Below are 14,076 nucleotides of genomic sequence, written 5' to 3'. Positions count from 1 at the left end.
ACTTGATATCATGTCAAGTTGAACACAAGTGAATTGCCAACCAAATCAAGCAATCGTAAGGATTTGGAGATTGCTTCGTTTGAACGTTCCAACTTCGTTGCACTCGCCTAAGTAATTTGCTAGGTATAATCTCATATCTTACTACGATCGCCAAAATACAGTTGGCGATCATTTTTTTGTCAAATTTTATATTAAAATTTACCAATTAGCTTATTCGATTTATTTTTACAGAATATGCTAGAAAAGTAGTATATGATACAGAATGAATATAGCTTTTAAGGTACAGGTAATGTTCAAGACCATCTTAACCAGGCGCAGACAAGTAATTGGAACGTTTTCTAGCCGTGAGGCAGCAGGACAAGCCTTAGATCAACTGGTTGTTTCAGGTTTTCCAATTGCACAGGTGTTTCTATTGGGTGAAAATTCAAGCGATCTGTGCCAGAATTCTTCTACCTCAGCAGAACTTCCCTCTGATTCATTTGGAACCGTTACAGGCACTGCAACTGGACTGAAGAAAGGAATGGTTCTTGGTAACTTGGTAGGTGGTGCAACCGGGCTGGTATTGGGAGCCGGACTTATTGCTCTGCCTGGGGTGGGCCAATTGATGCTATCTAGTGCGATCGCATTTGTACTTTTGAGTGGCGGGGTTTGCACGGCTGCTGGGGGATTAACGGGGGGATTGATTGGTTTAGGACTCACTTCAGAACAAGCTAAAGAGTATAGTCGACAAATTTCTAGAGGAAGCTTTTTGATAGTCATTGAAGGAACAGCACGAGAGATTGATCGTGCCCAACACTTGCTCAAAAAATCTTCCTGGAAAAAGAATTAATTATGTGATTTTGTTTGAAGAAGCGCTGCTTCTGCAACGCCCCTTCAGGGTCGGTGATTGGTTGCGCGTTGGCAATAGCGAAGACCAGGTGATCGAAGGGCAGGTAATTGATATTAATTGGCGATTTGTTCGCCTGCTAACTCTCCAGCGCCAGGTGATTGTCGTTCCCATCAGTTCAGTGGAAAACAAATAATCAATAATTACAGCCAACCAGAACGCATTTATAACCAACGCATCAATATTGGTTTCTCATACGATAGCCCCCCTAACCTCGTCAAGCAGGTACTACAAAGTAGCGCTCTGGCTACACAAGGAATATTAGCCGAACCCGAACCAGAGAGCAAAACCACATCCTATGATGAGACTGCAATTATCTATGAGGTGGAATTCTTTATCGAAAACTTTGAGGATGTGGAGCAGATACTTGATAGATTTATGACGCGAATCTGGTACGCAGCACAGCTGCCAAAAAAATTTAGTCCATCAAATAGAGCAGTTAAATCTTGTGGAGTGTTATGGATGTACCTATACTTTGAACTAACGGTACTACCCAGCAAGCCTGAGTAAGGTACTTCCTAAAAACTAACTATGAAAGCTGAAGCAGAAAACAATAGCAGGCTGACTTGTGAAGTAGAAACTACCCTAAAGGTGATTGGCGGACGCTGGAAAGTTTTGATTATTAGAGAATTAATGATTGGCGTCAAACGGTTTGGCCAGTTGCAACGGGCTTTACCTGGAGTTACGCAAAAGATGCTAACCCAACAACTTAGAGAAATGGAGGAAGACGGCATTATTCATCGACAAGTTTATCCCCAAATTCCGCCAAAGGTAGAATATTCTCTAACGCCTTTAGGGGAAACTTTGCAACCAATTCTCTATGCTATGCATGAATGGGCTGTTCAACATTTAGCTCCAACAAATTACCATGAATATTGATCATGAGTAATAAGTAGATGGGTTGAATTATATACAGGTAGCTGCAACTTTTTTGAGTAGAGCTAATTGAGTAGTTTAGTCTTGTATCAAATATGTGTATATATACTTACTATCTTCTGTCAATCTCCTGACTGAATAAATCACGTTTAGCTAATTTGTTTAGTCAGGGGATTGTTAAGAAATCTAAAAACGAAATTTCAAGCGATGCTTACGGCAGGCTGCGCCTACGCAGCTTCACCTGAAGATTGATTATAGGCACAAAGCAGATCCAACTATTGCCCGTTTTGATGAACTGCTATAAAAACCAGTAATATCGGGCCAACTCGTATAATTGAAAATGACTTTTAGACTAGCTCTTTGACATTTTGCCGTTCTTCGACAGTTGATTCACTAAAGACGGCTACGTACAACCATCCTGCTAAAATGGCTCCCAAGATAGGAGCTATCCAGAACAGCCAGACTTGCGAAAAGAGTTCTACACCTGCAAATAGAGCAACTCCAGTACTACGGGCAGGATTAACCGAGGTATTGGTTACAGGAATGCTTATCAGGTGAATCAACGTGAGTCCAAAACCAATTGCCAATGGTGCAAATCCTTTAGGAGCACGGCTATCAGTCACACCCAGAATAATCAGCAGAAACATGAAAGTCATTACAACTTCAGTAATCAGGCAAGCAAACAGCGTGTAACCACCTGGAGAGTGAGTCCCATAGCCGTTAGTAGCCAATGGATTGGAGCCAGTCAGGGAAAATCCAGTTTTGCCGCTAGCAATCAGGTAGATAATGCCCGCACTCACAACTGCACCAATTACTTGAGAGGCGATGTAAGGTAGTAAGTCAGACCCCGGAAAGCGCTTACCTGCCCACAGTCCAAACGAAACAGCTGGATTGAAATGACCACCAGAAATATGACCAAGAGCATAAGCCCCTGTGAGAACGGTAAGCCCGAATGCCAAAGATACACCGACTAATCCAATCCCCAATGGAAAAGAAGTATTCTCGCTGATTTTTGCAGCATCTGCTGTGTAGGCTGCGGCTAGAACAGCACTACCACAGCCACCTAAAACAAGCCAGAATGTGCCGATAAATTCGGCAAAACAACGTTTGATGAGAGACATTTTTGGAAAACTCCTTATTCAGCTACAAACAAAAAACTGAATGTTATAAACTGATAGTTAAATGACAGAAGTTTTGAGTCATTGCTGTTATCAGAAAACCGATTCAGGTTGTTTTGTTATGAAACTAAATCTAAAAAATAAATTGTGGTGATAAAATATAAAGATACCAGAAAAACTAAAATTACCAAAAATTCATTTAATTTCTTAATAATTTTGCTTAAATGATACATTTATTGAAATTATTAACTTAGTGCGTTTTCTGGAAAAAATATTCAAATTTATTTGAATTTTGCAATAATTTGATACACTTTAAACTGAAAAAAATCTGGGTTTTTTCTGTTACGTTCAATTACTTCATAACCGTTCAAGGGATGTAATATCATGTCCGGTTGAATACTTATAATACAATCTGCTTGGGTTAAGGCTAAAACTCTTTGTCGAGGAACAAGCGTCGGTACGAGCGTCACCCGGAGGGCTTGCCACAGCCTACCGCACAGAGAAGTCCGAGCTAAGGCTTCCCTTGACTGTGAGCGGAGATTTTCGGCGATAGCGCAGCTGCTGCGAGTCTGCGTACCCTTACTCTTAAAGCTGACACAAAGACATAAAATACGCAAAGATAAGTCCGAGTTAAAGAAGCCTTAACTCGGACTTTCCGCAAAATATAAAATTGAATTTATTCGTCAATTTGCCAGGAATCCTTAGTTAATTCTTCATCCAGAATTTTCTTAGGACGCACAATGATAATAATTTGTCCTAGTAGAGGAATTTCTGGCTCAGTTTCAAACCATTGAAAATCTAATTCACCACCATTTTCAACGACAAAGTAGCTGGAGGCATCCCATTGTCGTTGGGCACGATCTATCACTACTACGACTGGCCCTGTTTGGGTTTGGGTTTGGATGGGGAAGCGATCGCTATTCGCTAAAATCACTACTGGATCTTCTGCCGCCAACAGCACTTGCCAACCTGGTAACGGCACCCAAGCTTGCTCTCCAGAAAATTTAACCAAGCGAAATGGTTCAATTTCTGTGAGTATAGGCACAGCTTGCAAGTCTTGCCGTGACAATGGCAACTCGCCTACCACGGGCAAGATTCGAGGTAATTGTTCTTCAAATTCCAGGCGGTAAAAGGGTAAAATTGGAGCCGGACGCTGGGGAACGCTAGTAAAATCAGTCAGTAGCTGTTCGATTTGTTTTCTTGCTGCTGGCGTGTGAGCAAAGCGTAAACCCTTGGCGATCAGGCGCGATCGCTGCTGTAAATCTGTATTCTGGCGTGCCAGTTTCCAAACTTGGTGAGCAACAGCATCCCCAGGATGGGCAGAAAACCCTTCTGGCAAAGTGCGGTAATAGGAGAACTCTTTAATTGCTTTTGCTACTTCCTTCACCTCATCGGCGTCGATTTTGTGGACAAAGATCAGTTCGGCGGCGGCGGCGCGTTCTTCTTGAGTGAGCAAACGCAGTTCGTATAAAACATCACTACCACGTGTGGCATAGTGCGATCGCGTTGCTTCCGATACTCCAGAGTTTTCCAAAGAATTGTAAACTTGAGAACCAACAGTCACCTGATTTTGTTGAATCGGCTCAAATCCAGTCGCCTCAAAAATGTCTTGGGGATTGTAACCGGCTTTTAGCAACGAGGCGATCGCCGTTCCCCATTCCACCCAGTTGCCTTGTTTTTGCCTCAGCCTTCGCAGTAACTCTTGTGCTACATCGTTGGTATCATTTTCTTCGGGATTCTGAGCGTTGGGTGGTAAATCAGTCATAATCGGAGTGCGAGCTTCAACTTGAGAGGTTGATTAACACCTCATGAGCAAGTCTTATTCTAATCTATGAACTACCCAGACATACTGCTTTGAGTTCATCTATGGAAACTTATCTCGACTTTAATTTTCTGGAATACAGATATTAGGGGCGCACAGCTAGCTGTGCGCCCCTGCATCCAAAGGAGGTTTGTTAACGTACCTCATCCATCATCAAAACCGGCATATTTAGGCTGATTCACTTGATTCTTTTTGTGCAATTTTTTCACTCTTCAGATATTTGGGCAGGCAAATATCCTCTGTAGCACTCACAGTTACCATATTTAGAAATGCAAATTAACTCCGTAAAAACACTTAAAAAACTTGAGCTATTATCAACTAAACTTGGTATGGAATATAACAAGATAGTGAATATTTAAAGGAAATTTCTTATGGATAAGCCCAGTATCGAGATTGATCAAGTCCACTATCAAGTGATGACTCTCGAACGACCAAAAAAGCTAAAAATCCTGGTAGTTGACGATGAGCCAGATAATCTCGATCTGCTTTATCGCACATTTCGACGCGACTTTAATGTTCTAAAAGCTGATAGTGGGGTGAACGCCCTACAAGTTTTGGCAGCAGAAGGGGAGGTAGCGGTGATTATCTCCGATCAACGAATGCCAGAAATGAAAGGAACTGAGTTTCTCAGTAAGACTGTACCTCAGTTTCCCGATACGGTAAGAATAATTCTCACCGGATTTACTGATATTGAAGACTTGGTAGAGGCAATTAATGCGGGGCAAGTCTACAAATATATCACCAAGCCTTGGGACCCAGGGGAACTCAAGGCAGTGGTGCAAAGAGCAGCAGAAACCTACGACTTGCTCAAGCAACGTACAGAAGAATTACGCCGTGCTCATGCTCAAATAGCGCTGCTGAGTGTTTTGGTACAGGTAACTCAAGCAGCTTCTAGCTTAGAGGAAACTCTCGCTCCAATTGCTAGGGCTGTGAGTGAGACTTTTGGGGCAGAAGGCTGTATCCTACAACTTACAGATGGAAATACTCTGGTTGCGACTCAAGGAACTTATAGCGATACAGGTACAATAGAGAATTGGCTATCTCAAGACCCACTAACAAGGGAAGCGATCGCCACTGGGCAAATGCAACTTTCCTTAAATGTACTTAAAGACACTAAGTTAGTTGATGCTATTCACTACCAAAATACGGGTGTACAAGCACATTTAGTTATCCCAATTAGCTACCGTAATCAACTTTTGGGCGTATTGTCGCTACAGTGGAAACAACCATGCACTTTGCGGGAAGATGAATTAATGCTAATTAATTTATTAGCGCAACTGGTGGCGATCGCTCTTACTAGTAGTGGCTGCCATCAAACCATTGTGTAGTTGTCATTAGTCATTAGTCATTTATCCTTTGTCAAAAACCAATGACTAATGCCCAATGCCTAATGCCCAATACTTCTCTACCTTGGGCTGCGCCCTAAGCGTAGCTATGCCGCAGGCTTTACGACTACGCTCAGTACAAGTGCCCCATGCCCCATACCCAATGCCCAATGACTAACGAAATTCAGTCCATTTTTAACCGTATTGCTCCAGTTTATGACCAGTTGAACGACTGGTTGAGTCTTGGACAGCATCGAATCTGGAAGGAAATGGCAGTGAAATGGAGTGCAGCTAAATTAGGTGATACTACATTAGATTTGTGTTGCGGTAGTGGTGATTTAGCCTTACGTTTGGCACGGCGTGTAGGAGCAACAGGACAGGTGTACGGAGTAGATTTTTCCCAAAACCTGCTAAAAACTGCTTCATTACGTTCCCAAAGGCAGTACCCCCAACCTGCTATTACCTGGGTAGAAGCCGATGTGCTAAATTTACCCTTTGATGACAACCAATTTGATGCCGCAACAATGGGCTATGGTTTAAGAAATGTTAAAGATATTAAGAGCAGTCTCCAAGAGTTATACCGTGTTTTGAAGCCGGGTGCTAAAGCCGCAATTTTAGACTTTCATCGACCGAGTAATCTTCAGCTACGTACCTTTCAGCAGTGGTATTTGGACGGTTTCGTGGTACCAGTTGCCAATTATTTAGGTTTAAAAGAAGAATATGCTTACATCAGTCCCAGCTTAGACCGTTTTCCCATTGGAAAACAGCAAATAGAGTTAGCGTGTCAAGTTGGTTTTGCTGTTGCCACCCACTACCCCATTGTGAACGGTATGATGGGAGTGCTGGTAGTCAGCAAATTTTAGATTTTAGATTTGGGATTTTGGATTGGGGACTGCGGAATAGGTAATGGCTAATGGAAAATCGTTAGTAGTTAGTGGAAAAATAACTCATAACTAATAACCGCCAATTACCAATCCCCAATCCCTAATTTCTAATCTAGAATCCAAAATCCAAAATCCAAAATCCAAAATCCTGTGGACTGGTCTCATCTTTGGCTTTATGTGTCTCCCCCGGTACTGGGTGGAATTATTGGCTATTTCACAAATGATATAGCCATCAAAATGTTGTTCCGTCCTTACCGAGCAATTTACATTGCTGGACGAAGAGTACCCTTCACCCCTGGATTGATTCCCCGCAACCAGGAACGTCTGGCTCAAAACATTTCCAAGACAATCATGGGATCACTGCTGACGCCACAAGAATTGCAAAATCTGGCGCGGCGTTTGTTGCAAATAGAACGTGTGCAAGCAGCAATTCTCTGGTTGTTGCGGCTGGCGATTGAACAAATCAAAACAGATGAAAACCAAAAAACTGCCAAAATTGTGGCGGGAATTTTGCGGGATTTACTAGGGGAATCCTTGCCACGATTGCTTAAGGTTTTAGCACGACGTGAAGATTTTTTGGAAGTACAGATAAATCAAATTTTTGACCAGATATTGCTGGAATTTCAACTGAGTGAAGAACAAGCTACGCGGCTTGCTGATTGGTTGCTGCAAGCAGTTTTACCGCCAGATATGCTGCGCCAAGCGATAATTGATTTTTTGACCGATCGCACAATTCAAATTATTGATGAAGGCTTTCGAGAAAAAACTAGTGGTACTTATTGGGTAGTAGCAAATTTGTTTGGCTTACGTAATACTCTTACACGCTTACGGACTTTTTGCTTGGATGAGAAAGAGGCTACCAATACTCGCTTGCAGGAATTGACTCAAGATTTGCAAATGCGCGATCGCATTAGGAAATTACTGCAAAATTTATCATTACAAAACTTGCCAATGGGTACGGTGCGACAACTCCGAAAGACCACCCGCGAAAGTGTCCGCCATTATCTGCAAAATAGTGGTAGCGATTTTTTACAAGGATTAACTGATTCTGTTGATTGGGAAAATATTGCTGGAGTCCTGCTGAATCGTCTTAGTACTTCACCTGTTGTCAGTACTTCTTTAGAAGTCATGAGTCAAGAGTTGGCTCTACTTTTAGATAAGTATTTGGAAAAAGATTTAGAAGTAATTGTGGCGCAGGCGATTCCGATTTTGTCGATAGATGAAGTGATAGTTGACCGTGTGAAATCAACTTCACCGGCTGATTTAGAAGCTGCAATTGAGGGAATTGTAAAAAATGAATTGCAATCAATTGTGACTTTAGGTGGTGTTTTGGGTTTTGTTATAGGGTTATTGCAGACAGTGTTTTTAATATTAAGTCAATATTAATTTTTTGTTTTTGCGTGTAAATTTTTATCAAATTATAGTTGCAAGTTAGCCAGATTCGGAAGCGAGTGACATCGCTCTCATTTTTATTCAGAGCAAGCGGATTCATGTGCGAGGCAAGAATTACGAATTACGAATTATGTGATTCACCTTCTATCTCTTTTCGTAACAACTTTGCCTCCTCCAATGATAATCCAGTAACTCTTATCACTTCTGCCAAAGGCATTTGGCTTTTGAGCAGATTCACAGCTACCAGACGAATGCCTTCTGCCTTACCTTCTGCCTTACCTTCTGCTCTACCTTCGGCTTTAGCTTCAGCCTCAATCTCTTGATAAATAACAGATTCGCGCATATAGTCTCTCCGTAATACTCTTTGAATTAACCCTTTCTCTAATACTAGACCAGCTAGAATTGCTGTGGCAGCTGCGACATTACTCTGCAACCGTTGGTCAGGAATCGCTATAATTTCCTGTGCTACTTGCTGTAATCTACTTGCACGGTCATCTGTCCCACCCAACACCGCCAATGGAAATAAACCCGGATAACGCAAAAATACTTCTGTCGGCTGTTCCCATAGTCGAACTACCTCGAACTCGTGGCGAGTACCAGCTATGTTAAAAGTATTTTGTTGCACGAGTTCTGAGCTTGTTTCTTTAAGATAGATCACCACTTGACGCATCTGCTTTTGGGGAAAGCGGCGATACACTCGCAAGCGATAGTCAATCATCCGAAATGGAATATTAGCATCGGCGTGAGTCTGAAACTCTAGGTGAAGCACTATTTTTGCCGATTCCAATAAAATTAGTGCATCGGCTCGAATGGGTTCCAACGAAAGTTCAGAAGGACTTAACTCTGTGAGGGAAATAGGTTCTCCTAACAGCCAAGTGGCAAAGTCGGTGGAAAAGTTTTCGGCGAGGAATTTGCAGATGTTATCAAACATCAAAAAATCCTACCACTCCAAAAGTTCAAATTGGGTCGTAGTCACTAAAAAACCATCTTTAATAACGCGAAAATTGGAATTTTGAAACAGCGATCGCTTAACTCAAAATATGTGCTAAATCCAGCACAAATCCAGCTAATACATCCTCTCCTGATAAGCTAGTAGGCGATCGCAAAACCTCGACATCCTGTCCTGGGCGGTAAATTTCCACCTGTTGGTTCTGGGGGTCAATTAGCCAGCCTAAACGCACACCGTTGTCAATGTACTCCTGCATTTTTTGTTGCACAGTCTTTAAGCTGTCTGAAGCAGAGCGTAATTCTACCGCAAAATCGGGAGCGATCGGTAGGAATCTGGCAGGGTCTGGATTCAGGGCTTCTAATCGCTTCCGACTCACCCAGGATGCATCAGGAGAGCGATTTGCACCATTAGGGAGTTTGAAACCCGTTGAGGAGTCAAAAGCCAAACCTGTGCCATCAGCGTCAGCCCAATTACCTAAGCGCTGTGTCAGTCTACTATTGCGATTTCCGCTTTCCCATCCAGTTGGTGGCATGATAATTAATTCTCCCTCTACCGTGCGCTCAAGTCGCAAATCTCGATTATTTTGACACAGCTGGAAGAACTGCTCATCTGTTAATTCAATGGTGGGGCTGAGGTTCAGAATTAGGGCAGTCATAGTTTGCCTCTCAATCTTGCTAACTGTAGCGTAGCACCTGGTTGACATGCTGGGTTAACCAGCTAATAATTACCATGCTTACTAGAGAGCTATTTCAATCCATGTAGAAATTTGTTTCACTGTTATCTGTCCGATAACGGCAGATGAGAGTTGAGGTTTTCTCTCTCAGCTTCTACTATAGGATTCATACTTGAATATTGAAATATACTTATAACTGGCAATGCCTACCACATAAGGATTTTGGTGAGCTATAGATACTTAAATTTTTTCAGAAATCAAATATGAGTCCTATAGCAGCACGCTGTATTCAATCACACCCTTTTATTGTTCTGTTGAATTAGCACATTTAGTCTAAATTTCAGAACCTGTCCTCGCCCAAAAGTAAACAGAGAAAGCGTTAAAGCTCTCCTTGAATGCTTATGGCATCATTTTGCTATACTATTGATATTTAGTATTAAATTTTACATATAGTTGGGAATTATCTTAGTTAAAGGCTTATATTGTAAATCTGATTAATATTAGAGAGTATATTAAATGAAAGAAAGACAAAAAATCACTAGGTTTGACGGAATATCAAAGTGGTTATCTAACTCAGTTAGTGAATCTGAAGATAAGCGGTACACACATCGTCTACTAACAGAAGATAAAAGCCAACGAGATATAATTATCGATAAATTAATATTAATCGTTCAAAAAGCCCATGAAGATGCTCGATATCGCCTTCGTAAATTAGCAGGAAATTCTCTCACTCCATTTGGGGATTTTTCAGACAACGATCCAAGCAATGGCTATCCTGAGCGTCTTAATATTATATCCCGTCAAGGTTATTTTGGAGAGATATTTTCAGGAATCATTGCTGAAAATTTTGCTCCTTTTGGGCAGGATGATTGGGAAGTTCCTGCTTTTCTTTTTCGATTTCATCTAGTTGAGTTTCAGCATTTAGAATTTCTAAATCAAACTGAAAAGATTGCAAAAAAGCGACCTGGACGTACAGGTGATGATTGTCTTGCTTTTCTACGTAACAGCGAAGGAGTAATTATTGCTTCTCTAGTTTGTGAAGCTAAATGCACAACTAATCATTACACAGAAATGATAGCTGAAGCGCATAAAAAGGCAAGTGAATCGCATATAAGACCTGTTGATACCCCACAAATAATTGATATTTTGCAGGATTACGATGATCCTTTTTCATCTGAATGGGTTAAATCTCTAAGAGTTTTGTGGCTAGGACCAGTTGATAAAAATTATGAGCGCTGTGATTTAATTAGTTATATTTGTGGTAAACATCCTGTCATAAATCCGACGTGGATATCTCCCGACAAACCACACGAACAATATACAGCAGCAAGAAGACTTGAAGCGGTTGAAATTCATCTTCATGAAGTTGAAAATCTTGTTACAACTGTCTATAGTCAGCCAGCAAGTACAACACCTTCAGTAAATATTTCTACCCAGACAGTTCAACAACCAGATGACTCAGAGGTTGCAAAAGCAAACTCTGATGTCATAGTAGAGGGGGAAGTTCTGCAAAATGAGATGACTCAACCAAACAGATGTATGGTTGACATCAGAACAGCCAACAATTTTAATTTGCACTTATGAAAAAGCAGAAGCTTTAATCAAATTTTTAGGATCTTTATTTATTCGTAGAGTATCGCTTATTGTACTTGATGAAGCCCATGCAGTTCAATTTGATGGTAATAAAAATTCTTTGCAAAAAGCTGAGAATAGATCGTTACGCTTGGAATCTTTAGGTGCAAGACTTTTTACCTATATAGAACAAAATCACAGCCGAATCATCGCACTATCCGCTGTTGCTTCAGAAACAGAAGTAGCATTAGCAAACTGGATAGAGAATCAAACCAACGCTAGCCCAGCAAAGACGTATTACAGAAGTACACGCCAATTAATAGGGCGGCTTGAATGCTTACCAGGAAGAAGATTTGAAATACGCTATGACTTACTTGATGGCAGAAGATTGGAATTTGAGGAAGGTGGTGAAGCTGATACACCTTTTATTCCACGTCCTTTTGAGGCATATCACCCTGCATCAAAATGGGAAAAAGAAGGCCCAGAAAAACGGCTACGCCCCTATCTTTTTTGGGCAGCTATACATTTAGCTGCACCAGATGAAAAAGGACAAAGACGTGCTGTTCTTATTTCAGTCACACAACAGATTGGTGGTTATGCTGAAGACTTCCTCAAATTATTGAATTCAACATGGTCAAAAGTAGAAAAGCCTTCATTTTTTAAAGACCCTAGTGTCGTGCAGTTTAATAATGTACCAATCAGGTTTTGGAATATTCTGCTTGATACAGATTGTCTAGCTGGGATTTTATTTTTAAGATCAAAAAATCATAATATTTGGCAAAAGTGTTTACGTTCGTGTGAAGATTATTTCGGTACTGAATCCCGTGAGTATAAGCTGCTAAAGAAAGGAATTATAGTACATCACGGAAAAATGCCAGGTTTGATGGCTCGATTACTTATCGATGTCATAGATGAAAGAATTGTACATTTAGTTTTAGCAACATCAACTCTTTCGGAAGGGGTTAATCTTCCTTTTGAAACAGTATTAATTCCAAGTTTAAGACGTGGTACGGGAGAACTAAATATTCGTGAATTTGGTAATTTAGTTGGCCGTTCTGGAAGACCTGGATTTGGCACAGAAGGGCGTAGTTTAGTATTACTTAGTAATTCATCAACAGATTGGAGCGACAAAGAAGCACGGAAAAGATACTTATCTTTGATAAAAGAATTAGAGAATCAAACACAGGCAATTAATCCAAGTGCAAATCCTCTAAGTCCTTTAGCAGAATTACTGCTACGTTTGGAAGAACAATGGCAGCTAATTTCTAGTTCTAATAGACAGGATAATTTTTTAACATGGCTGGAAAAAACTGCACCTATTGACTGTGGCAATAATCTTTCTGATGCACAATTATCAGCTATTGAAACTTTAGATTCGCTGGATAGTATTTTACTCTCTGCAATTGTTGAAATTGAACAGCTAGCAGCTAAAGATTTAAGCCCTAATGAATTGGAAGAGCAATTGCAAAAAATTTGGCAACGAAGCTTTGCTCATTACGCCAGCCGTGAACAAGAAAGATTAGAAAATTTATTTATCAGCCGAGGTGTGGCACTGAAAACAGAAATTTATAAAGATTTATCACAGCGTCAGCGCTTGTATCGCACTAGTTTACCACCACGTGATGGAAATCAGCTTTTAACTCTTTATCCTAGACTTAAAGAACAATTAGCAGTAGGTGGAGATTATGCTATTTGGACAGTAGAAGAACGCTTTAATTATATTCAAAATATAATTAGTATTTTAACCAGTTTATCGAAGTTCAAGCTGATAGATCCATCAGGAAAGGTTACTTGGAATGAAATATTACGCTGGTGGCTTGACCCTACTAAAGCAATTAAAAAACCGAAACCGACTCAAACTTCAAATTGGCATTCATATATTAGTCAAAATTTTGGATATAGATTCAACTGGGGCTTAGGAAGTGTTATTGCACTAGCAATAGATGAAGCTTTTGGTGGCGAGTTAGTTGAATCATCATTGGAAAACTGGTCACAAACTGGGCTACCTTGGATTGTTTTCTGGATGAAAGAACTTATTGTATGGGGAACTTTAGATCCTGTAGCTGCATATTTGCTTGCTAAAGTAGAAGATATAACAACTCGTAAACAAGCTGAAGAATTAGCGCAAACTTACTATCAGTATATTAGCGAAAGACAAACAGAAGCCAATGAACATCTTAATGCAATCAATATCAAAAATTGGGTAGAGCAATCATTTTCTAGTGTTGAACGACATTTACCAACTCCTAAACCTCCTAATCAAATTAATGTCAATCTGCTGAGAGATTTCAGTAAGGCTCCAAGTAAAAATTGGAGAGTAGTACCAGTAGAAATTGGGGACGATATTCAATGGTTTGATTTAGCAGGATTTCCGCTTGCAATTTGCCAAAAGCCTGAAAAGTGGCAGTCTAATTTTCTAAATACCTATGACTTCATATTAGATGCGGAAAATCGATTTGTTTCATCCAAGATTTATGTTTGACTCTTTAAGAGCTGATTCGTAAAGAAAATCTAAAGAGAATTAAGTCTCGCTTTACTCAGGTTATAGGCTAAACCGAGAGCAGTTATGTTATTGTCGA

14 protein-coding genes are annotated in these 14,076 nt (G+C 40.6%); 9 read left to right on the top strand and 5 right to left on the bottom strand.

Features of this window, described 5'->3' with window-relative positions:
* Window positions 1-262 precede the first annotated feature (262 nt).
* From V7K85_RS34330 to V7K85_RS34315, 4 genes are read left to right on the top strand one after another with little or no spacing between them, the layout of a single operon-like run.
* Window positions 263-829 carry a hypothetical protein gene (locus V7K85_RS34330; protein ID WP_334820872.1) on the top strand — a complete coding sequence of 189 codons (567 nt, stop codon included), beginning with the start codon at window positions 263-265 and terminating at the stop codon, window positions 827-829.
* On the top strand, window positions 786-1,022 hold the full coding sequence (locus V7K85_RS34325) for a mechanosensitive ion channel domain-containing protein (protein WP_334820871.1): 237 nt from the start codon (window positions 786-788) through the stop codon (window positions 1,020-1,022). The genes V7K85_RS34330 and V7K85_RS34325 overlap by 44 nt, the downstream gene beginning before the upstream one ends.
* Window positions 947-1,396 (top strand): hypothetical protein, encoded by a 450-nt coding sequence (locus V7K85_RS34320; RefSeq protein WP_334820870.1) that lies wholly within the window; start codon window positions 947-949, stop codon window positions 1,394-1,396. Before V7K85_RS34325 ends, V7K85_RS34320 begins: the two co-directional genes overlap by 76 nt.
* A 21-nt stretch (window positions 1,397-1,417) precedes the next feature.
* Complete coding sequence (locus V7K85_RS34315) at window positions 1,418-1,765, top strand: winged helix-turn-helix transcriptional regulator (RefSeq protein ID WP_334820869.1); 348 nt, start codon at window positions 1,418-1,420, stop codon at window positions 1,763-1,765.
* Window positions 1,766-2,109: 344 nt separating this feature from the next.
* Here V7K85_RS34315 and aqpZ read toward each other — a convergent pair whose 3' ends face one another.
* The 3 genes from aqpZ to V7K85_RS34300 form a co-directional block, all read right to left on the bottom strand.
* Window positions 2,110-2,883 carry an aquaporin Z gene (gene aqpZ / locus V7K85_RS34310; protein ID WP_334820868.1) on the bottom strand — a complete coding sequence of 258 codons (774 nt, stop codon included), beginning with the start codon at window positions 2,881-2,883 and terminating at the stop codon, window positions 2,110-2,112.
* A 278-nt stretch (window positions 2,884-3,161) separates the two neighbouring features.
* A complete protein-coding gene (locus tag V7K85_RS34305; RefSeq protein WP_334820867.1) occupies window positions 3,162-3,497 on the bottom strand; it encodes a hypothetical protein in 336 nt (111 codons plus the stop codon).
* A 59-nt stretch (window positions 3,498-3,556) separates the two neighbouring features.
* Window positions 3,557-4,645 carry a RuBisCO accumulation factor 1 gene (locus V7K85_RS34300; RefSeq protein ID WP_334820866.1) on the bottom strand — a complete coding sequence of 363 codons (1,089 nt, stop codon included), beginning with the start codon at window positions 4,643-4,645 and terminating at the stop codon, window positions 3,557-3,559.
* Window positions 4,646-5,073: 428 nt separating this feature from the next.
* On the opposite strand from V7K85_RS34300, the gene V7K85_RS34295 reads away from it, so the two are divergent.
* From V7K85_RS34295 to V7K85_RS34285, 3 genes are all read left to right on the top strand, one after another.
* A complete protein-coding gene (locus V7K85_RS34295; RefSeq protein WP_334820865.1) occupies window positions 5,074-6,030 on the top strand; it encodes a response regulator in 957 nt (318 codons plus the stop codon).
* A 167-nt stretch (window positions 6,031-6,197) separates the two neighbouring features.
* The gene (ubiE, locus tag V7K85_RS34290; protein ID WP_334820864.1) at window positions 6,198-6,890 is read left to right on the top strand and encodes a bifunctional demethylmenaquinone methyltransferase/2-methoxy-6-polyprenyl-1,4-benzoquinol methylase UbiE; all 693 of its coding nucleotides are present in this window, start codon (window positions 6,198-6,200) and stop codon (window positions 6,888-6,890) included.
* 171 nt (window positions 6,891-7,061) lie between these two features.
* Window positions 7,062-8,297, top strand: a complete 1,236-nt coding sequence (locus V7K85_RS34285) for a DUF445 domain-containing protein (protein ID WP_334820863.1) — start codon at window positions 7,062-7,064, stop codon at window positions 8,295-8,297.
* Window positions 8,298-8,424: 127 nt separating this feature from the next.
* Here the strand turns inward: V7K85_RS34285 and V7K85_RS34280 are convergent, their stop codons facing one another.
* Both V7K85_RS34280 and V7K85_RS34275 read right to left on the bottom strand, forming a co-directional pair.
* Window positions 8,425-9,234, bottom strand: coding sequence for an Rpn family recombination-promoting nuclease/putative transposase (locus V7K85_RS34280; RefSeq protein WP_334820862.1), 810 nt, complete (start codon window positions 9,232-9,234; stop codon window positions 8,425-8,427).
* A gap of 97 nt (window positions 9,235-9,331) precedes the next feature.
* The gene (locus V7K85_RS34275; RefSeq protein WP_334820860.1) at window positions 9,332-9,907 is read right to left on the bottom strand and encodes a Uma2 family endonuclease; all 576 of its coding nucleotides are present in this window, start codon (window positions 9,905-9,907) and stop codon (window positions 9,332-9,334) included.
* Window positions 9,908-10,441: 534 nt separating this feature from the next.
* On the opposite strand from V7K85_RS34275, the gene V7K85_RS34270 reads away from it, so the two are divergent.
* Both V7K85_RS34270 and V7K85_RS34265 read left to right on the top strand, forming a co-directional pair.
* The gene (locus tag V7K85_RS34270; RefSeq protein ID WP_334820858.1) at window positions 10,442-11,509 is read left to right on the top strand and encodes a hypothetical protein; all 1,068 of its coding nucleotides are present in this window, start codon (window positions 10,442-10,444) and stop codon (window positions 11,507-11,509) included.
* Complete coding sequence (locus V7K85_RS34265; protein ID WP_334820856.1) at window positions 11,469-13,979, top strand: hypothetical protein; 2,511 nt, start codon at window positions 11,469-11,471, stop codon at window positions 13,977-13,979. Before V7K85_RS34270 ends, V7K85_RS34265 begins: the two co-directional genes overlap by 41 nt.
* The last annotated feature ends 97 nt before the right edge of the window (window positions 13,980-14,076 follow it).

The sequence above is a fragment of the Nostoc sp. genome (assembly GCF_036917615.1).
In the GTDB taxonomy this organism is placed as follows: Bacteria; Cyanobacteriota; Cyanobacteriia; order Cyanobacteriales; family Nostocaceae; genus Nostoc.
The sequence above is the reverse complement of the archived record's forward strand: the minus strand, read 5'-3'. Positions and strand labels throughout refer to the sequence as shown.

Excerpts from the sequence above, each read along its gene's own strand:
- V7K85_RS34330 (WP_334820872.1), top strand. The coding sequence starts at position 263 with ATGAATATAGCTTTTAAGGTACAGGTAATGTTCAAGACCATCTTAACC.
- V7K85_RS34315 (WP_334820869.1), top strand. The coding sequence starts at position 1,418 with ATGAAAGCTGAAGCAGAAAACAATAGCAGGCTGACTTGTGAAGTAGAA.
- aqpZ (WP_334820868.1), bottom strand. The coding sequence starts at position 2,883 with ATGTCTCTCATCAAACGTTGTTTTGCCGAATTTATCGGCACATTCTGG.
- V7K85_RS34300 (WP_334820866.1), bottom strand. The coding sequence starts at position 4,645 with ATGACTGATTTACCACCCAACGCTCAGAATCCCGAAGAAAATGATACC.
- V7K85_RS34295 (WP_334820865.1), top strand. The coding sequence starts at position 5,074 with ATGGATAAGCCCAGTATCGAGATTGATCAAGTCCACTATCAAGTGATG.
- ubiE (WP_334820864.1), top strand. The coding sequence starts at position 6,198 with ATGACTAACGAAATTCAGTCCATTTTTAACCGTATTGCTCCAGTTTAT.
- V7K85_RS34280 (WP_334820862.1), bottom strand. The coding sequence starts at position 9,234 with ATGTTTGATAACATCTGCAAATTCCTCGCCGAAAACTTTTCCACCGAC.
- V7K85_RS34275 (WP_334820860.1), bottom strand. The coding sequence starts at position 9,907 with ATGACTGCCCTAATTCTGAACCTCAGCCCCACCATTGAATTAACAGAT.
- V7K85_RS34270 (WP_334820858.1), top strand. The coding sequence starts at position 10,442 with ATGAAAGAAAGACAAAAAATCACTAGGTTTGACGGAATATCAAAGTGG.